This window comes from Actinoplanes nipponensis (genome assembly GCF_016862275.1).
In the GTDB taxonomy this organism is placed as follows: domain Bacteria; phylum Actinomycetota; class Actinomycetes; order Mycobacteriales; family Micromonosporaceae; genus Actinoplanes; species Actinoplanes nipponensis.
Genome location: NZ_BOMQ01000079.1, coordinates 118,282 through 137,036, shown reverse-complemented (window position 1 = coordinate 137,036; position 18,755 = coordinate 118,282). Strand labels below are relative to the sequence as shown.

Below are 18,755 nucleotides of genomic sequence, written 5' to 3'. Positions count from 1 at the left end.
GTCGCACAGGGTCCCGCGTCACCGACGCCAAGTATATTCCGGTCCGGTTGGACGATGACATGTGATTGGCTTTTCGTGCCGTCTGCCGGCAAGCTCGACTGAAGTTGTCGCATTGAACAGCGGGATGGCTCTGACACGATTCGTGTCGGTCGACGCTCCGCTGCACGGTGCTGACTTGCGATCTCCATAGCCGCCTGGCGGTCGCGTGCTGGCCGATCTTCCAGCAGAAGGTGACACCGAGCATCACACTTGGGACCGGATCAAGCGAAACATCAGGCGCACTGGATTCGGCACAGCAGAAGCCATCGCTTCACCAAGGTCACCGCTGGTAACGAGTTCTCGCGCACCCACGGTATCGTGGCCACGTCCTTTCCGTGGCCAACGTCCGCTCATGCAGCCAATGAGGTGTCGATGTATTCTGATGAGCCTACGCGGGTGGACCAGCTCGTTCAGCGCTTCCTCCGTGGTCAATCCGGCGCTGTCCTGGGCGACTCGAGCGGACTCGAAGCCCGGCTGGTTGCCGGCGCCGACGCTCGCGACGATTGCGCGGTGTATGACCTCGCCGGCCCTGTAAGTCTGGTGGTGGGTTCTGACTACGTGCGCGGCTCCAAGTTCGCCCTCTACGAACACGGACTGCTGTCGAACTTCGACATCGGCTACTTCCTCGTCGCTGCCAATCTCAGCGACCTCGCTGCCATGGGCGCGTTGCCGATCGGCGTGCTGACCGTTGTGCGGTATCCGCGGACTTTGAACGATGCGGCCTTTCTGGACATCATGGCCGGGATCAACCAGGCATGTGCCGATGCCGGCACGCTCAATGTTGGCGGCGACATCGGCGATGCTGAGCGCATCGTTCTCTCCGGTACGGCGGTGGGGATCTGCGCACAAGGCACTGCCTTGACCCGCGCCGGCGCGCAACCCGGCGACGTCCTCTGCATAACCGGCGCTTGTGGCACAGCCGGGTCTGCCGTTGCGTACTTTCCCGGCCTGAAGCCAGCCGGCCCGCGCCTTACTGAGGAGCTCGAGCGGACACTGCTTGGGGCATGGCGAAGGCCACGTCCGAGAATCGCGGAAGGCCGGGTCCTGTCCAATGGTAGGTATGCCACGGCCTGCCAAGACACCTCGGATGGACTCAAGGCCACCGTCGAGCAGCTCGCTGCTGCCAGTTCGGTAGGCTTCGACGTCGACGAGGCGGCGATACCCGTCCCGCCCAGCGTGGCCGCTGTGGCCGGGATACTCGGTGTTGACCCGTTGAGCCTGGCCTTTAGTGCGTCAGCCGATTTCCAGCTTGCATTCACGGTGCCAGAATCCGCACTAGCCTCCGTCTTTCATTAAGCGGTGTGGCTTGGTGATCGCGGTGATCGCGGTGGTCCGGGTCTGGTGGTGGCGGCTGTGGGCAGGCGGTGTCGCCCGGCCGTAGGCCGGTTGCTCCGTGGGTCCTGGTCGTTGGTGCGGCGGATTTCGTTGTCAGGGAACGGGTTCGGGTAACTGACCGAGCCGTTGGAAGGCTTGGATGAGGTGTTCGGTCCAGGGCCAGCCTTCGGCGATGCGCAGGGTGGCGATCCGGGCGGTGCGGCTGATCTTCGCGGCGACGTGTAGCAACCGGTAGCGCACCGTTTTCGGCTCGGCCAGAGCCAGGGGCCCGTCCAGGAGCAGGTGCCGGGTCCAGGCGAGCAGGTCGACACCGGTCAGGGCAAGCTCGAGCCAGGCCTGGTTGATGGCGAACTGGCGGGACGGGAACCGGCCGAACCCGGTGGTCTTACCCGTGCGGATGCGGTCCTCGACCCGGGCGTGCGCGCGGTGGCGGACCTCCAGCAGCTGGGTCGACATTCCGGCGCTGTGTGGTGTGTCGGTGGCGAAGACCTGGTGCCGCATGCCGTTGACCTGGTCGAACAGTGACAGTTGAGCGCCGGGATGGGGGACCTCGCGCCGGCAGATCAGCCTCGTGCCGGCCGGGAATCCAGCCAGCGCGGCGGGATCGATCAGGCCTGTCAGCTCCGTGACCTGCGCCTGCTCGCGCAGGCTGCCATCGCTGTCCAGAGCGGGGATCCAGTCGGTGGCGGCGGTGATTGCCGTGCGTATCGGCTCGCCGATCGCGACACCGACGGAGAACTCGATGTGCAGGCCATGCTCGCGCAGCCCGCGGATATGGGCCAGGAACGCGTGGCTGCTGCCTGCCGAATCGCAGCGGACGAGGATCGGGTTGCCGTAACGATGCTGCTCCGGGAGCTGTTCGAGCGCCTGGTCGAGCACGACGACGTGGTCGGCGGCGGTGTTGGATCCGGCGTTGCCGGGCCGCAGCAGGCCGCTCAGGGCCTCGCCGGTCGCGTCGAGGAAACACAGCAACGGATGGAAACCGAACGTGTGTTTCCAGGTCGGCGCTGCGGCTTCCTTCTCCGAATGCGACAACACGATCGTCGCGTCGATGTCCAGGACGAACCCCGCAAGCCGTCGGCCCACGATCGTCGTGGCCGGCAACAACCGGCGGGTCTCGACCAGCTGGGCCCAGGCCAGTTCCCGCGCGGCCGCGCGAGCGGCCCGCAACCGCTGCAGGGCCGGCTCATCAATGCTGTCCAGAACCCGCCACGCGGTGGCGTCCGAGGCCACCGGCCCGAACAGGCCCGGCTGCTGCCGCAACACCGCCAGGTCCGCGATCGCCTCGCCACCATCGGCCAGCAACACCGCCAGATCGACCGCGACCCGACCCGGCTCATGCACCGACCGGCGCACCCGGTCCGAACCCAACGCTTGAACGAAACCGCTGGTCAACCCGGTCTTGTCCGCCAGATCCGTGAGCAGGCGGGTGCCCGCATGACCGACCACACCCCGAGCCCCACCAGTGACGACAACCTTCGGACGCGTGCCGGTATTCTGCACCCTGGAAGTGCCTTCCGAGACGGACAGATGGAACCCTAGACAAGTCCCATCGTTCCAGATCAGAAGGCACTTTCGCGTTCCCGGCCACCGCTACCGGCCGCCCTTACTGAAGGGCCGAGGCTAGACCTGTGTCGCGCGGAGTTCTCCCGTCACGGTCTCGCTTTCGAGCCGATCGGTCGGGCAACTGCATCCGACGGTGAAGTGTGGCTACGACGCCGAGGCGGTTCGCCTGAGCCGTTACCGGGCGTAGCGTGGAAACACCAGACCGACGACCCCGGTCGGCTGGTAGTTGATGCCGTCTCCCGACAACCGCCCCAGCGAGATACGGGGAACACATGAGCCTCCGCTCCGACCGGACATGGCAGAAAGTGAGGGCAGCAACGAGATGGAGAAGCTTGTCCGCGACGGCATCCCTGAGATCATTCGGGCCACCGGGCGACGTCCAGTCGTCCGGGTCGCCTCGGACGCAGAGTACCGTGAGGCTCTGCGGATGAAGCTCTTGGAGGAAACCCAGGAATACCTTCACGCCGAAGACCTCGGTGAACTCGCCGACATCGTCGAGGTCGTGTTCGCGTTGGCAACTGATCTGGGTTACAGCGCAGGCGATCTGGAGGCTGCCCGGCTGTCGAAATACCAACGGAACGGCGGTTTTCGGCAGCGATATTTGTGGACCGTTGATGATTGACGGCTCATGCACGGCTCTTCCTTGTCGACCGAAGCGGGCGGTGTTCTCGGTTAGCGGTACTTGGCCCGACGATTGGAGCGGTGATGTCGATGCATGAGTCTTGTGGGGTCACCGATCATTGCGATTCCATGGGTTGGTCCGACGACGAGGTCTTCAATTCGATCTACGTCGGTGAGCCGCCACATCGGGTCGTTCTGTCGGTTCCCGGCCTACGGCTTATTGTCGATGTCTCCCCGTTGGTCGCCGGTCACTTGTTATTGGTTCCGGAACGTCATTACCTGAGCTTCGGGCATTTGGTACCAGATCTTGCGGGCGTCGTGAATGCGCTCGTCCGCCGGCTGCGGCAGGCCTACGTCGACGTGTTCGGCAGGATGGCCGTAATCGAACACAGGTCCTCGACGACGATGCCGTCCGCGTGCATTACGCACGCACACTGGCATTTGCTCCCCGTCGACGGGAAGCAAATCCGCCGCCATATCGTCAACGACGGGTTGAAGCCAGCACGGATACAAACGTTCGAGGATCTGCATCGCTACGCATCGGCCAATCAGTCCTATTACTATTGCTCTGATGGTAATTCCCATGATGTCTTTGTGGCCGACCGGACCATCCGCCCGCAATATCTTCGTTCGGTCGTCGGCCGCATGCTCGACATCCCGGATCCGGAGTGGGATTGGTCTGTGGTGGTGCGCCGACACCTGATGCGGGAAACCATGCGACTCACGAGCGGGTGGGCCCACGAGCTGCTTCCGTGAGGTCCAGCCACGACGGGCCAGGACTTCCGCCACGATGCTCGAAGCGCCTCCTGCCATTCCATTCGCGGAGCGATCAGCTCGTCCGTTCCGATATGAGCAAGAACCGTCGGCTCACAAACACGCCTCAGTGGGTGTTTTAGAGGGTTGTGGTTCGGGCTTGTCGTCGTTGCTGGCGGCGGGCGGGTCCGCCGCGGGTAAGTCGGCGCAGCATCTGGTGGATGCCGGCCCAGCGGATCATCTCTTCGGACACTGCCGGGTCACGCTCGTAGTCGCGGGCCAGGCGGCGGTGAGCGGTCAACCACGCGAGGGTCCTTTCCACCACCCAGCGCTTGGGATGAACCTGAAAGCCACGCTGCCCTTCGGGCTTACGCACGATGTCGATCACCATCCGCAGCGTGCGGGCGGCCCACTCGACCAGCCGTCCGGCGAAGCCTTGATCGGCGAACACGTATCGGATCGGCGTGAACAGATAGACCCCGAGCAGGGCGGTCTTGGCGCCGTCGCGGTCCTGCCACGACGCCGCGAGAACGGTGACACTGACCAGCAGTCCGAGGGTGTCGGTGACGATGAATCGTTTACGCCCGTTGACTTTCTTGCCCGCGTCGTAGCCACGGGAGTCTCTGCCGACGGTGTCGGCTCCTTTGACCGATTGCGAGTCGATGACCCCGGCCGACGGCTCGGCCTCGCGGCCCTCGGCAAGACGCACCTGCTCGCGCAGCTCATCGAGGATCCGCTCGGTGACCCCGCGGGCTTTCCACTGCCGGAACCAGCCGTAGACGGTCTGCCAGGGCGGGAAGTCCACCGGCAGTTGCCGCCAGGAGCACCCCGACCGATCGATGTACAAAATCGCGTCCACGACGTCACGGAACGGATGCTTCGGAATCCGGCCTGGCTCCTTGATCAGCGGGAGCATCGGCTCGATGATCTCCCACTGTTCATCAGTCAGGTCGGACGGATACGCACGCTGACGGGCCATGCCTGCACTGTCACGCCGTAGCCGGAGATCACTCCGGACACGCCGTCCGGCACCCCTTCAAAACACTCACTCAGATAGGCGTGAGTCTGGCGAGGGCGAAGGGCTGAATGCTAGAGAACGGCACGTAGAACGGGACGGTCAGAGGCCGTCGGCGGCCGAACGGCCTGGCAGCCCTTCCGGTCGCTTGACAGTGACCAATATCGACGCCGTACTGACCCCTCGTCCTTCGATGTGCCCGAAAAACGCGTCAGGACGACGGTTGAATGCGCGCTTTCATCGATTACGCCGCCCGGGCCGACCCCACGAGCTACACGTAGCGTGACGGCGGGCGGGAATGGCAGCGCGCACGTCAGCGGATTCGGATGCCGACGAACTCAAGGCGATGACTTGTAACTCGGCGGCATCCGCAGCGCTGCACTGCACCTCGTACGCGGTACGGCACTCATTCGGACACTTCCGATATCCGACGGTGCCGTTAGCGCGATCCCGCAATGGCATCCACGAACTTCTCGACTTCGAGACCGCCCGCGCGGTCGCCCAGGACCTCACCGACGTCCACGAAGCACTCGACAACGGCGGCGGCGTCTCCGGACCAGCCGCCCGACGCCTGATCAACGCCACCGGCACGCAACACCGCCGGTTCGCCGGCCTGATCACCACCAGCCGCCAAGCCCGCAGCCTGCTGGCCGACCCCACGCTCAACGTCTTCCACAACAGCGAAGCGTTCCTGTTCTGCAACTACGACCGCGCCAAGGCACTCTGCCACCCCGGCCGCGGCGGCCAGACCACACCAAGCCTCGACCGATGCCGCCCCAACTGCGCCAACATCGCCCGCACCGACGAACACGCCAGCCAGATCGAGCACGCGGCAGCCGAACTGCGCGCCCAAGCCAGCTCACCGCTGCTGCCCGACCCGCTCGCCGACCGGCTACGGCAGAAGGCCGATCGCCTGGCTCAACTCGCCTCTGACCACCGCACTTCCCGCATCACCACCGACCAGGAGGACTCATGAACGCCCGCTCCACCACCACCGACCGCGACGCCATCCGAGCAGCGATCGACCGGCTCCTCGCCGGCACGCCGCTTCGTTCCAATGGCTCGCTCACCATCGTCGCACTCGCCGACGAGGCCGACGTCAAACGACACCTGCTCACGCACCGTCACACCGACCTCAAGGACGACTTCTACGCCCGCGTCCGCGCACGCGGCCACGTCCCCGACAACGAACGCAAGCTCCGCGACGACCTCGCCAAGGCACAGAGCCGAATCACCGAACTCGTCGCAGAGAACCACAAACTCCAAGGAGAGAACGACGTACTCGCCCGAATCGTCAACGTGCTTGAACTCGAGAACCACGAGCTGCGCACCGGCACCGGAAGATCCGGCCGCCTGGTCGCCCTACCTACCGTCAACGACTGCTGAATTCCTTCGAGAACGGAGATCCACCAGCCAAAACGCAAGACTCGGATCTAGGCAGCGCCTCCATGCCTCAACCGGCGAAGATGCCTTCCCGAACTACTGAAACGCGTATGGGTCGCCACATCGCGCCGCTTCGGCCGAACGCGATGTCAACGCCTCGATCATCCCGTGAGTCCCGGGCTGCGGTCAGGTCGTGGACCGCGCCGGGCAGCGCCGGTGACCTCCATACCAGCCTGCCCACAGCATCAGCGATGACCTGCACGTTCACGCCATGCCGGTTGTGCTTACCCGAGTAGTACGGCTTCTGGTCCGCGACCCGGTCGATCGGGATCAGCGTGCCGTCCAGGATCGCGTAGGCCAGGGCGCGGATGCGACCTGCCCGACTCGATCCCCGATCCGTCCAGACATTCAGCCGAATGAAGGAACAGTTCCGACACCTCGCAAGGTTAAAGTGCTGCCATGCGGCAGACCGTGCCAACCGGACCCTTGTCCAGACGAGGGGAAACAGGTTCGGCCTGATGTCGGACGGAGGCCCGGACGGAGGATACGACCACAGCCACGACGTGCATCACACGGCCGGGGGTGACGGCGGCGGCCCTGCAACGCCCAATCCTCTTCCAGTCACATCGGCCATATTCTGGGTGTTGGTCGTCGTCTGGGTGATTCAGGGCTTCATGGGTCCAAACACCAAAGCAGCGAATCACCTCAACATGGCGCTATGTGCCGCGATACCGATTATTAGCGCAATCGCGGCCTTCCTCGAGTCGAGCATTGCGAGAGAAGCGGCCGAAAGAAAAGCCGCCGAAGAGGAAAGTTCGTCGACCGGCGACTACTCCTACACGGCGTACGAGCAATTGCCTACCGTGGACCCTTCTTGGAAGCAGGACGCTAGTCGCCCGCTCAAGAGGCAGTCGCGACGGGTGATGAGCGGGTCAGGTCGCAGGCGCAGGATGTGGCGCTTTGTCCTCGCGCTAATCGCCATGGCAGCTGCGATGATCATCGTTGTGGTTCGAAACAATGAACGAGGCAGTACCCGGTCCCCCACCGACGTCCACATCATCTGGAAAGCAGGGCGATCTGAAGGGATCGGTGCGGTCAACTGGTCAAGCCCAGTAGCAGAGGCACTGCTGACCGGAAATCGCCTGTACTACAGGATTGACTCAGCGCTCCGCACGCTAGATGTCGACACAGGAAAACAGGTTTGGCGGCACCCCTCCGATGAACTGCCGCCGAACAATTCCCGAGGCATCATGCAGGAGAGTTCCTCCGTTGTAGGCTCAGACATCACCAGCCTCTTCGCTATTGACGCCCATAGCGGAAAATTGAAGTGGCGCCGTTCATGGCCGCATTCCACTGAGCCTTTCGGGCCAGTGCTGACCGGTGGCATCATTGCGACAACCGACGGAGCGACCGTCCGCGCCTATCAACTTGCGAGCGGCCGGAACCTCTGGGCCAGGCAGCAACCCGACGGCGGATCGGACGGGTTCGAGGACGTGGGTGCTGGAGCTGGAACGATCGTCATCCTGACGAAGACCACCGTCGCCGGGCTGAGGGCCAGTGACGGCAGCCTCCGCTGGCGAGTCCCACTTGGCGCCAAGGGGGATCCGGCCAGCGCGAGCGATATCGCCGGGATTTCTTCCGACCGCGTCATTATTGAAGGGACGACATGGGTTCAAGCTCGCTCCATCCACGACGGTCGAGTACTCTGGCGTTATAGCCTTGCAGAAAATTCCCAGACGCTTACATCTGACAAGGTCATAGTCATAAAGGGGTGTCCGCCGAAGATCACCTGCGATGTGCCCGCAATGATCGGCCTCGACGCACGTTCAGGGAGGCCTCTTTGGACCGTCAAGCTGGCAACCCCATATCCGTCGAGTGGCTGGCTGTATGGCGGCATATTGTTGATCTGGTGGCCGACCGGATCGGACGAGACCGTCGTTCGGGCCATCGTGCCGCTCTCCGGCAGGAGCGTCCGCGACTGGACGATACCGAGCACAAATGCGAAGGCCGTTCTGGCCGACAAGAACCGCCTGTACCTGGTCAATTCCGATAGCAGCGTCGTTGCCGTTTCGCGCTGACACAGATCAGTGAGCCATTTTCAACCTGGGTAGCGGTTAGCTTCGACGTGGTGCAGAACGAGGATGGCCTGCACGATCGCGTTTGCGCGGCGTGGGCAGCAGGGCAGCCTGGCAAGGACTTCCAGGTCTAGAGGGTGGCGAGCGCGCGTTCGCCGCGGGCCCGGATCTTCGCGTGAGCCCGGTTGACGGCCTTCTGCCGACGTGACAGCTTCGGCCGGAAGCGGCGCCGCTTGAACGGGATGTGCACGCTGCCGCGGGCACCCTGATAGCCCTTGTCGGCGAAGGCCATCACGTCCGAGCTGGTCAGCGCCTTGACAATGCGGTGAGCGCGGGCCGCGGTCAGGTCGTGGACCGACCCCGGCAGCGCCGGCGACGCCCAGACCAAGCGGCCGGCCGCATCAGCGATGAACTGCACGTTCACGCCATGGCGTTTGTACGTCGCCGTCGCGGGAGCCGACATCGCTGTCATTCGCCATACCCCTACCTTCCCGCACCGACGACTGCTTCGAGACCCCAGCCATCGGCTCCACATCCCGCACCAGACCTTCAAAGCAGCGACACGACGATCTATCAAACCGCCCGACCGCACAACACGCTGGAACTTGACAGGGAACGCTACTGCCCGTTCCAAAATTCCAGCGCAGGAAGCGGCGAGCTCATCAGCAGATGGGCCGCCCTGCCCGACGGCGCCGTCCAGTCACTCATCCTCGAGCGCGTCGCCACGGCTTATGTATGGCCGAACACTGTGCAAGGTAGCGTGAGTCGATGCCGATCTTGGGTTGGCGGGTGCACTTCACCCGCCGGGAGTTGCCGGTACCGCGGTCGCCCAGGCCGTTGCTGGCCAGCCTTCGGCTGGCCGATGCGCCGGCGTGGCTGGATGCGGAACGGATCGAGGACGGGGCGCCCTGTCTGATCGGCCCGGATGGTACGTACGACGTCGAACTGAACAGCTTTTTCCGTACGCACACAGGGCCGGAGAACACCCAGGCCGCGATCGCGTACGACCTGACGAACTTCCTGACGTTCTTGTGGTCGCACCGGCAGCCCTTGGGCCGGCGTGGGTGGCGGGATGCAGATCCGGAGGATCGGGCGGCCTACCAGCGATGGCGGCGCAGCGACGAGAACGGGCCCGGTGTGCGGGGCTCCACGTGGGCACGGGAGGTCGCCACGGTCAACGGCTTCTACCGCTGGGCTGTCGACCGCGGCTTCGTCGAGCGCAACCCATTCCTCCAGCGGCCGGTACGCGGACGCCCCGGCGCCCGCCTGCGCGCCGGGGAGCAAACACCGGCCGAGGCACCGCACGACGGTCACCGTGACGACCTGGCCTGGCTACCGCCTGCGACCTATCGGCGCTGGCGCGACGTCGGGGTCCGGGGCTACCTGCCCAGCGGCCTGCGCGACGCGTCGTTTCGTGGGCGCAACGCGGCACGCAACGGCACGTTCTGCGATCTGATGGTCCGCACCGGGCTGCGCCTGTCCGAGCAGTCCAGCCTGACGCTCTTCGAGACCCCGGACATCGACCCTGGTCGCGCCTATCAGCCGACCCGCCTGCCGACGGCGATCGCCAAGGGCGGCTCCGGCCGGCGCATCTACATCCCGGCGACCGTGTTACGCGACGTCTGGGACTACATCCAGTTCGAGCGGGCCGAGGTGGTCGCCGAAGCCCGCGCCCGGGGCACCTACGAGCGGCTGGCCGGCAAGCTGGTGGTCGAGGACCGCCCCAGCGCAGCGATCGCCGCGGACCAGCCGCGACGCCGGGGCAGGCCGGTCGAGACCTTAGATCACCGGCAGCGACACCGATTGTTCCTGCGAGGCCCGGACGGGCTTGAGCCCGCGATGCTCTGGCTGGCCCATGACGGGTTGCCGATGATGCCGGGCACCTGGCAGTCGATGTTCACCGACGCCAACAAGCGCTGCCGGCGCCACGAGATCGTCGTCCGCGTCCATCCCCACCTGCTGCGGCACACTTACGCCGTGGTCACGCTGGAGCAGCTGCAACGTGAGCACATCCGAGAGCTGGGGCAGCTAACCTCGCCCGCTCAGCGGACCAGCTATGAACAGGTCTTCGGCGATCCGCTCGACTGGGTCCGGCGGCGGCTGGGCCACCGGTCGGTGGAGTCGACCTTCATCTACCTACACACGCTCAACGAGCTCGCGATGGAGACTCGTCTGGCCCTGGTTCCCAGCGAGTGGGACGAGCATCGTCTGCCCGAGCCGGAGCTGCGCGACGAGATCGACGACGAGTCGTCCGCCCGAATGGATGGCGAGCCGGCGTGAGCGAGGAGCAACAACGCCCGACGCTTGGCCGCCGGGCCGGGACTCGGCGCGGTCTGGCAGCCCGACTTCCGGACGGCGCCTACGAGCCTGCCCCTCTGCTGCAGAACACCCCGGCAGGCATGGAAGTGACGATGGTGGGCGAAGACGGGCGCCGCGCAGTCTTCCGCTTCACGAAGGTTCCGTTGCCTCAGTGGCATCCGGTGCTTGCCGCAGCGCTTTCGCGCTGCACCGGACCACAGGGCACGCTACGCACGCCCGCCAGCGCCAGGGCCGTCTGGCAGGGCATGCGACAGCTACTGACCTTCTTGGACGATCTTCCCCAGCCGCCGCAGACACCGGACACGTTGACCGCTCGGCACCTGCAACGATTCTGGCTCACGCGCTCCGCCGTGGTCGCCAGGCCGACGCTCGTGCAGGAGGTCGCACAACTGCGCGCCCTGTTCCGACAGATCGACCCACCGGATCTGATTCATGACGATGTCCGGGCATGGCTGGCCCAGCGCCGACCCAAAGGTCCCACCGAGCCGCCCAGCGGCTACTCCGACCAGGAGTTCGAGGCGATCATGGCGGCGGCCCGATCGGACGTCGTCGCGATCCGACAGCGGCTGGACAGCGGCCGCCGCCTGCTCGCCAGGTTCGCGCGGAACCCGGACTCGCTCGACATCGAGCAGCAGAAACTCGCGGCCGTTCTGACGGAAATCGCGGCCACCGGCGACGTCCCCGTCATCCGGATGCCCCCGCCGAACACGGGGCTGCGCGATCGGGCAGCGATGCTGGCCCTGGCCCAGCACCTATTCGTCATCGACGCCGATCTCGGGCCGTTGCTCACGCTCGCGGTCGGGCTTTCGGGCCGTAACCCAGAGACGATCAAGGACCTACGCGCCGAGCACGAGATCCTCGAGAACAAGGCCGTCCGCGCCGAGTTGATCAAACGGCGCCGCGGGCCGGGCCACACGTTCGCGACAGCGCACTGGGAGATCGGCTCGCCGAGCCAGCAGCTGAGGACCCCGGGCGGTTTCTACCTTCTGCTGGAGCAGCTCATGCGGCTGGGACGCTCGTTCAGCGGCACGGCGTCGCTCTGGTCGATTTGGGTATGGCGCAACGGCCACATCGGTCCGTTCGACCGCAGTCGAGGGCTGTCCGGGTCCTTCGACTCCTGGAAGAAGGGCCTTGGCCTGCGCGACGACGACGGCTACCCGCTGCGCGTCAGCCTGCCGCTGCTGAAGAAGACCGTCGACGTCCGCACGACGCGGGCGACCGGCGGTCATCTGCCGTCATCCCCGCGCAGCAACGGCATGCCGGTGCTGTTCTCGAACTACCTGCGCGGCGACGCCTCGGTCCGCGAGTGGGCCGGGGATGTCGTCACCGCTGCCCTGGCCGACGCCGAACGCGACGCCCGTGAGTCGCACGCCCGCGTCCTGGCCGCGGCCACGCCCGCCGAGCCCAGGGCGGTCGCCGCCCAACTCGGCCTGACCGAGCAGGCAGCGCAGGACCTGCTCGACGGACGGCTGGACACCGCCTTCGCCGCCTGCGCGGACATTGAACGCAGCCCGTTCAACGGCGGCCAGCGCTGCTCGGCGTCGTTCCTGCTGTGCTTCGGCTGCGAGAATGCCCTGGTCACCCATGCGCATCTGCCCCGGCTCAAGGCCGTCCTGGACTGGCTGGTCGAGCAGCGTGAGAAGCTCGACCTGGCCCTGTGGTGGCAGCGCCACGGCCTGACCTGGCTCGCGATCACCGAGCACATCCGGCCGAGGTTCAGCCCAGCGGAATGGGATCAGGCGTCTACGGCGACCGGGCTCGCGCGGCTGCTCGCCGTCCTCGACGGCCCGCAGGAGCCGGCATGACCACGGCGTTGCGCGCCCCGCGACCGCGCCGTCCCATCGCGCCGGACGCACTGGTCCTGATCGGGCAACAGCTGCGCGCCGGTGATGACCTGGCCTCGACGTCACGGTTCGGGGACGCCGTCTGGGACCTGAGCCCGATCATCCATCAAGCTCACCAACGCCGGCTCATCCTCAACTTCCCGACGATCCCCGCACCGTTGCGCGCTGCGGCCAAAGAACTGTTCTACACGCTGCTGGCCGGCGATCTGCCCGACGGGGAAATGCGTCTCAAGGTCAGTAGCATCCGAGTGCTGTTCACCCAGATCAAGCGGTTTCTGGACTGGACTGGCCAGCGAGGCGGCTCGACGCTCGCAACGCTGACCACCGACGACCTGATCGCATACCAGCAGTTCCTGCTGGCCACTGATCTCGGTCCCACCCAACGCGGCGCCCATCGACGCGCCGCGCGCCTCTTTTGGGTTTACCGTGAACGGCTGTACAGCGACCGGCTGGCGTTCGACCCGCTTCGCCTGCACGAGTGGCGGGCCGACAACTCGAAACCGGATCAACTGGAGAACAGGACCGACCGCATTCCCGAGCAGGTCATCAGCCCGATGCTGGTCTGGGCACTGCGATGGGTCGACGACTTCAGCGCGGACGTGCTCGCCGCCAACGCCGAGTGGCTCGATCTGCTCAGCGGTTCCTACCATCGGCTCGTTGCGGCACCTCAACGCAACACGCGGGCCTCCACCCGCGCCGCCCTCCAGCGGTTGCTGGACGACTACCGGGCCGCCGGCCGGCCGCTGCCCGGTGACGGGCGCGGTGGCGTCAACGAGGTCTTTCTCGCCCGGCAAATCCGGCGCAATCAGTCTTCACTGCGATATCCCACCGCCCGGCGAATGATCGCCGAGGCACGCGCAGAGCTCAGTGTCGCCGCCGACACTTACCTGCGCACCACGTTCCACGCACAACTCAACGGCCAGCCTTGGCTGACCGCGCTGCCGTTCGCCGCCGGGGCACGCTACGGACGGCTGCTGCAAGTCGCCTGCTACATCGTGATCGCCTACCTCTCGGGCATGCGCGACAGCGAGGTCAAGCATCTGCGCCGCGGCTGCCTCACCTACCAGCGCGATCCCGACGGCACCGTCTACCGGCGAAAGATCACCAGCCTCGCGTTCAAGGGCGAGAGCGAACACGCCGGCGTCACCGCCACCTGGATCGTCTCCGCGCCGGTCGAACGCGCGATCCTGGTCCTCGAGCAACTGCAAGGCCCCGACGCAACCTACCTGTTCAACACCCTGCCGGGGTCGAGCGCCTACCGCAGCAACACCCGGGCCAGCACCTCGAGCAGCACGAATCAGAACCTGAACGGCTTCGCCGATTGGATCAACGAATACTGCAGCACTCACGGCCTGCCCGACCGCATCCCGCTGGTTCGCAAAGCCCGTTGGCGCTTGAGCACCAGCCAGTTCCGTCGCACGCTCGCCTGGTTCATCGCGCGCCGACCGGGCGGCGCGATCGCCGGCACGATCCAATACCGCCACCACAGCATCCAAATGTTCGAAGGCTACGCAGGCACCTCCGACGCAGGCTTCCGCGCCGAGGTCGAGGCAGAACAGACCCTCGAGCGCGGCGAGCGACTGCTCACCATGACCGAGGGACACCAGCACCACGACCTACGCGGACCCGCCGCCGAGGAAGCAGCAAGCCGACTTGCGAACTTCGAACGCAAGGTCGCCTACGCCGGCAGCGTGGTCACCGACCCGAAGCGGCTCGCACTGATCATGCGCCGCAACGACCCCAAGGTCTACCTCGGGAAGTTCGTGACCTGCGTCCATAACCCCGACCGAGCGCTCTGCCGGCGACAACTCACGACCGAGGGCCCCGACCTGAACAACTGCCAGCCGCTGCGTTGCCGCAACGTCGCGCTCACCGCCAGAAATCTGCAAGCCCTCGTCGACCAGCTCGGAACACTCGACGAGTTGCTCAGCAACGCCGACGCGATCGCCCCCTACGTCGCCGACCGCCTCACCCAGCAACGCCAGGACCTGCTCACCCTGCTGTCCACCTCCGGACACCAGCCACCACCGGAGAACCGATGAACCGCCCCGCACTGCCTACCGACGACGAGGTCCGGACGGCGGCGGAGCAGCTGCTCACCGACCACCGCGACGGCGGCCTTTTCCCCAACGTCACCACGCTCGCCAAACGCTTCGGCGTCAACCGAACAACCTTCTACCGGCACTTCTCCGCGATCACAGACGCCATGCTTGACTCGGCAGGCCAACAACACACCGACGGCCCGAAGCGCCGCCGCCCGCCGCGCCAGAGCACCGAGCCCGAGCAGGCCCTCCGACGCCTACGAACGGAAAACGAAGACCTCCGCCGCCACCTCGAAATCTACGAGGAACAGATACGCATGCTGACCACAGAGAACAAGCGCTTGCGAGAACTCATTGAGCAGCAGGCCGGGGTTACGGCCATCTCGACGCGCAGGCTAGAACTTGACCACTGAACGCGTTTTAGCCGCCGCATAAGCCGAGGTCCATAACGAGTACGGCGTCGTCGGCTCTGCCTGGTGACGGCGATCAGCTCACTCGGTAGTCGGGTGGCCCTGCTGGACGTCGGCGTACCCGCCGGTGGGACCGTTCACCGTTGAACTGGGCTTTCTTAGACGGCGGGTGGAGACTGAGGCCGACACGAAGTCTCGCCTCAACCGTCCGAAGGATGCGTCCGATGTTGGCGATCGTCTTCTCCTGGCTCGTCGCCGCCGTCCTGATCGTCGGCCTTGCCGTTTTGGTGGGGCGGGTTGTGACCGGCCGGGTGTCCGGCCTACCGGTCGACGCCCGCGGCCGGTACAGCCTCACCCACCTGCAGATCGCGCTATGGACGATCGTGATCCTTTCGTTGATCATGGGTGCCGCCGTCGGGCGGATGGTGCACGGCCTGCCGCCGCTCGGCTTCCATATCCCGGGCGAGCTGCTGGCCGTCATGGGCATCAGCCTCGGCTCCGGGGTGCTGACCACAGTGACCAAGGCGACGAAGGACGCCGCGCGGCCGGAGAGCGTAGCCGCGAGCATACCTAAGCGGCTGATGGATAAGTCGAGGCTGACCACCGCAGAGCAGGCCGAATGGCGCCCACGCTTCTGGCAGATCTACATGCAGGAGGAGGGCACCTTCGCCGACGAGGTGGTAGACATCGGGAAGCTCCAGAACTTCCTCATCACCCTCGTGCTGGTCCTCGCGTACACCGTGGCGGTGTGGCAGGCACTCGACGCCGCCGGCACGGCGGCGAAGTTCGACGCGCTGCCCGGTTTCGCCGGCTCGTTCCTGACGCTGCTTGCGGTCAGCCACGGCGCGTACGTCGCGGCCAAGATCCCGCCGCAGCCCGGTACACCGGACACCAACCTTTCCGAGCGGGACAGGAAGGTCGCCGGCTCGGTGCCGGTGGCCGCCGAGCCGCACGGCGCCCTCGGCCCGATTGCCGAGTGGTCGGACGTCAACCCGATCAGCTCGGTGCCGCGCGGCGCCGCCCTGGGGGTGGTGGACGCGAAGCCGTTCGAGCTCAATTGGCGGTTCAGCGCCGCCGAGCCGTGGCAGACGGCCGAGGCGACGCGGGTGGGTAAGGACTCGTACCTCGCGTTCGTGAGCCGGGAGGGGGCGGACGGCCGTATCGAGGTGACCTTCACTCGGCGGTACCCGGCCGAAAACCGCTGGGAACAGGGCACGCACAAGGTCACGGTGGACGGTTAGCGAGGCTGGACGCCGATGCGGTCGACGTAGAAGTCGGCGCCGAGCGCGTCCACCGCGTACAGGATCACCTCGTTGACCGGTGTCCCGCCTGCCAGCGCGCGCAGGAGCACCCAGTCGCCGGACGGCGCGCCAGTGACGTCGATGCCGGTGCTGCCGCCGTTGCCGGTGCCGAGACCGACCCGGCCGCGCCGCACCAACACCCACGCCGACGCGACCGCCTGATCCGGGCCCGAGCCGGTCGCCGTCCACTGCTGGACTATGCCGCACCCGGCCGCGGTCGTGGTGACGTGCAGCATCCAGCCCGTGCTCCCCGGCCGGGTGGTGGGCAGGACGCGGCTCGCGGTGGTCGCGTCCGCGTTGTTCCAGATTGACCAGTCCTCGGCGGCGGCCGGACCGCCGCGGAACGGCCCTGCCAGCACGGACGGAGGTGTGCGCCGTGCCCGGGTGAAGTCCGGATTGGCGGGTAGGTCCGGCGGCTCGGCGGGTGACCCCAGCACGTCGAAGCGCAGGCCCGCCGACACCTCGCCGGTGCCCGGCTGCCGGGTCCGGGCCCGCCAGCCGATCCGCCGGTCACGGTCGTGTAGCAATCGGTTGACCCGGACCATGCGTACCCCGCCGCGAGCGATCTGCTCGTCGGCCAAGCGGGTCGCGGGGTCGTGCGGCACGAGATGGCCGGCTAGCCCGTCCTCGGGCACCTCGGCGGCGCCGGGCGGGACCGAAGCCGGCTGCCAGCGGTGACGGTTGTCGCCCGAGTCGACGAGCGGGCGCCAGTAGTCGGGAACGGCGGTGCCGAGCCGATAGGTGTCGCCGGACCGTTCGCCGGGATGGTATGCGGGGTCGGACGGCCCGCGCAGGTGCAGCCAGCGGCGGTTGCGGTCGACCGGGTTGCCATCCTCGTCCGGTGTGGTCGTCTCGATCACCCACCCTAGGTTGGCCAGCTCGTCGCGAGCCAGCACGGACTCCTCGAGGACCGGCCCCTCCAGCGGCGGCGGGTTCGGCGGCAGGAAGACGCGTACGCCCAGGGCACCGTCCGCCTCGGCGACCTCGTCCGCAGTGATCTCCCACAGCCGCCAGTGCGCCAGCGTGCCGTCGACGGCCGCGGCGGCCGGTACCTCCACGACGTCGCCGAAGACGTCGGTGACAGTGAGCCGGTCGATCCGGACGACGCCCGGCCGGACCTGCACCGGAAGGAGGAACCAGTCGTTGGAGTATGCGTGCGCGAACCGCACCAGCAGCGCGTGCGCCGGGTCGAGCCCGGCGATCAGGTCGAGGTTGACGTCGCCGGCCTCCATCATCCAGAACCGGGGCTCCGGCATTCCCCGGTATCGGACCGGCTGCGGGTGGACCGTGACCGCGGGCGCCGGCTGGCCGCCGGCGGCGGGCAGCGTGCCCCGGTCGAAGCTGTACCAGTCGAGCCGGCCGCCGTCGTGGTCGCCGCAGCGCAGCGCCAGCGGGCCGGCGTTCGCCGCGAACGCGTACGTCATCCGCTCCTGGTCCCACCGCGTGGGCGGAAGGGTGGCGGCAGCGCTGGCGGTGGGCAGCCGGGTTAGGGCCCAGGCGTACCAGGCGCGGACGGCCTCGGCCAGCTGCGGCGCGGCCCCCGGGTCGATGCCCGGCAGCGCCGGGAAGGGTTCGCCGGACCCGTCGGGGCCCAGCGCCGCGAGGCGCCGCAGGAGCGCGGCCGCGTCGGGCAGCCGCCCGGCGGCGACCGCTTGCGGCGCGTCCGGGCGCACCGGGTGCAACGGGAATTCGGCGGCCAGCGCGGCGCGCGCGGCACCGGCGGCGGCTGGGTCGGCGCCGTGGTCGCGGAACAGCCGGAACAGCTCGGCCGCCAGCCGCACGCGGGCCGCGGTGCCGAGGTCGTCCGGCTCGGCCGCGCGCTCGGCCTCGATCACCGGCGATGCGGGCGGGCGGCCGGAGTCGAGCAGCAGCGGGGTGACGCTGACGCTCAGCGCCGCCGACGCGAGGCTGCCGCCGTTGCCGGCCAAAAGCTCGCCCGTCTGCCACTGGCGGGCGATCATCCACAGCGGATCGCGGACCGGTGTCGCGGCCGCCGCGATGGCCTCGGCGTCGTCGGCCGCGGTGGAGCGTGGTCGCAGGGTGGTCGGCATG

The 18,755-nt window shown here is 67.0% G+C and carries 14 protein-coding genes and 2 pseudogenes; 11 read left to right on the top strand and 5 right to left on the bottom strand.

Annotated elements, in window-relative coordinates:
- The first annotated feature begins 411 nt into the window (after positions 1–411).
- On the top strand, positions 412–1,335 hold the full coding sequence (locus Ani05nite_RS33530) for a thiamine-phosphate kinase (protein ID WP_203775026.1): 924 nt from the start codon (positions 412–414) through the stop codon (positions 1,333–1,335).
- A 132-nt stretch (positions 1,336–1,467) separates the two neighbouring features.
- Here the strand turns inward: Ani05nite_RS33530 and Ani05nite_RS33525 are convergent, their stop codons facing one another.
- Complete coding sequence (locus Ani05nite_RS33525; RefSeq protein WP_438845807.1) at positions 1,468–2,877, bottom strand: IS1380 family transposase; 1,410 nt, start codon at positions 2,875–2,877, stop codon at positions 1,468–1,470.
- A gap of 358 nt (positions 2,878–3,235) precedes the next feature.
- Here Ani05nite_RS33525 and Ani05nite_RS33520 point away from each other — a divergent pair, with 358 nt between their 5' ends.
- Both Ani05nite_RS33520 and Ani05nite_RS33515 read left to right on the top strand, forming a co-directional pair.
- Positions 3,236–3,562, top strand: a complete 327-nt coding sequence (locus Ani05nite_RS33520; protein WP_239130890.1) for a nucleoside triphosphate pyrophosphohydrolase — start codon at positions 3,236–3,238, stop codon at positions 3,560–3,562.
- A gap of 83 nt (positions 3,563–3,645) precedes the next feature.
- The gene (locus Ani05nite_RS33515; protein ID WP_203775025.1) at positions 3,646–4,317 is read left to right on the top strand and encodes an HIT family protein; all 672 of its coding nucleotides are present in this window, start codon (positions 3,646–3,648) and stop codon (positions 4,315–4,317) included.
- Positions 4,318–4,453: 136 nt separating this feature from the next.
- On the opposite strand, the gene Ani05nite_RS33510 is transcribed toward Ani05nite_RS33515, so the two are convergent.
- A complete protein-coding gene (locus Ani05nite_RS33510; RefSeq protein ID WP_239130889.1) occupies positions 4,454–5,293 on the bottom strand; it encodes an IS5 family transposase in 840 nt (279 codons plus the stop codon).
- Between the two features lie 334 nt (positions 5,294–5,627).
- On the opposite strand from Ani05nite_RS33510, the gene Ani05nite_RS41555 reads away from it, so the two are divergent.
- Complete coding sequence (locus Ani05nite_RS41555; protein ID WP_239130888.1) at positions 5,628–6,305, top strand: hypothetical protein; 678 nt, start codon at positions 5,628–5,630, stop codon at positions 6,303–6,305.
- Positions 6,302–6,715 carry a hypothetical protein gene (locus Ani05nite_RS33500; RefSeq protein ID WP_203775023.1) on the top strand — a complete coding sequence of 138 codons (414 nt, stop codon included), beginning with the start codon at positions 6,302–6,304 and terminating at the stop codon, positions 6,713–6,715. Before Ani05nite_RS41555 ends, Ani05nite_RS33500 begins: the two co-directional genes overlap by 4 nt.
- A 144-nt stretch (positions 6,716–6,859) precedes the next feature.
- On the opposite strand, the pseudogene Ani05nite_RS33495 reads toward Ani05nite_RS33500, so the two are convergent.
- Positions 6,860–7,070, bottom strand: a pseudogene (locus Ani05nite_RS33495) (transposase family protein); the annotation flags it as partial.
- A 286-nt stretch (positions 7,071–7,356) separates the two neighbouring features.
- On the opposite strand from Ani05nite_RS33495, the gene Ani05nite_RS33490 reads away from it, so the two are divergent.
- Complete coding sequence (locus Ani05nite_RS33490; protein ID WP_203775021.1) at positions 7,357–8,790, top strand: outer membrane protein assembly factor BamB family protein; 1,434 nt, start codon at positions 7,357–7,359, stop codon at positions 8,788–8,790.
- Between the two features lie 20 nt (positions 8,791–8,810).
- Here the strand turns inward: Ani05nite_RS33490 and Ani05nite_RS33485 are convergent.
- Positions 8,811–9,226: pseudogene (locus Ani05nite_RS33485) on the bottom strand (transposase family protein); the annotation flags it as partial.
- 329 nt (positions 9,227–9,555) lie between these two features.
- Between Ani05nite_RS33485 and Ani05nite_RS33480 the strand changes: the two are divergent.
- From Ani05nite_RS33480 to Ani05nite_RS33460, 5 genes are all read left to right on the top strand, one after another.
- The gene (locus tag Ani05nite_RS33480) at positions 9,556–11,067 is read left to right on the top strand and encodes a tyrosine-type recombinase/integrase (RefSeq protein ID WP_203775019.1); all 1,512 of its coding nucleotides are present in this window, start codon (positions 9,556–9,558) and stop codon (positions 11,065–11,067) included.
- Positions 11,064–12,911: a hypothetical protein gene (locus Ani05nite_RS33475; RefSeq protein ID WP_203775017.1), complete on the top strand. Its 1,848-nt coding sequence runs from the start codon at positions 11,064–11,066 to the stop codon at positions 12,909–12,911. Before Ani05nite_RS33480 ends, Ani05nite_RS33475 begins: the two co-directional genes overlap by 4 nt.
- Positions 12,908–14,992 carry a site-specific integrase gene (locus tag Ani05nite_RS33470; RefSeq protein ID WP_203775015.1) on the top strand — a complete coding sequence of 695 codons (2,085 nt, stop codon included), beginning with the start codon at positions 12,908–12,910 and terminating at the stop codon, positions 14,990–14,992. The genes Ani05nite_RS33475 and Ani05nite_RS33470 overlap by 4 nt, the downstream gene beginning before the upstream one ends.
- Complete coding sequence (locus Ani05nite_RS33465; RefSeq protein WP_203775013.1) at positions 14,989–15,405, top strand: MreC domain-containing protein; 417 nt, start codon at positions 14,989–14,991, stop codon at positions 15,403–15,405. The genes Ani05nite_RS33470 and Ani05nite_RS33465 overlap by 4 nt, the downstream gene beginning before the upstream one ends.
- Positions 15,406–15,626: 221 nt before the next feature.
- Positions 15,627–16,643 (top strand): hypothetical protein, encoded by a 1,017-nt coding sequence (locus tag Ani05nite_RS33460; RefSeq protein WP_203775011.1) that lies wholly within the window; start codon positions 15,627–15,629, stop codon positions 16,641–16,643.
- Here Ani05nite_RS33460 and Ani05nite_RS33455 read toward each other — a convergent pair.
- Positions 16,640–18,754, bottom strand: coding sequence for a hypothetical protein (locus tag Ani05nite_RS33455; RefSeq protein ID WP_203775010.1), 2,115 nt, complete (start codon positions 18,752–18,754; stop codon positions 16,640–16,642). The two genes, Ani05nite_RS33460 and Ani05nite_RS33455, sit on opposite strands and share 4 nt — an antisense overlap.
- Between the last annotated feature and the right edge of the window lies 1 nt (position 18,755).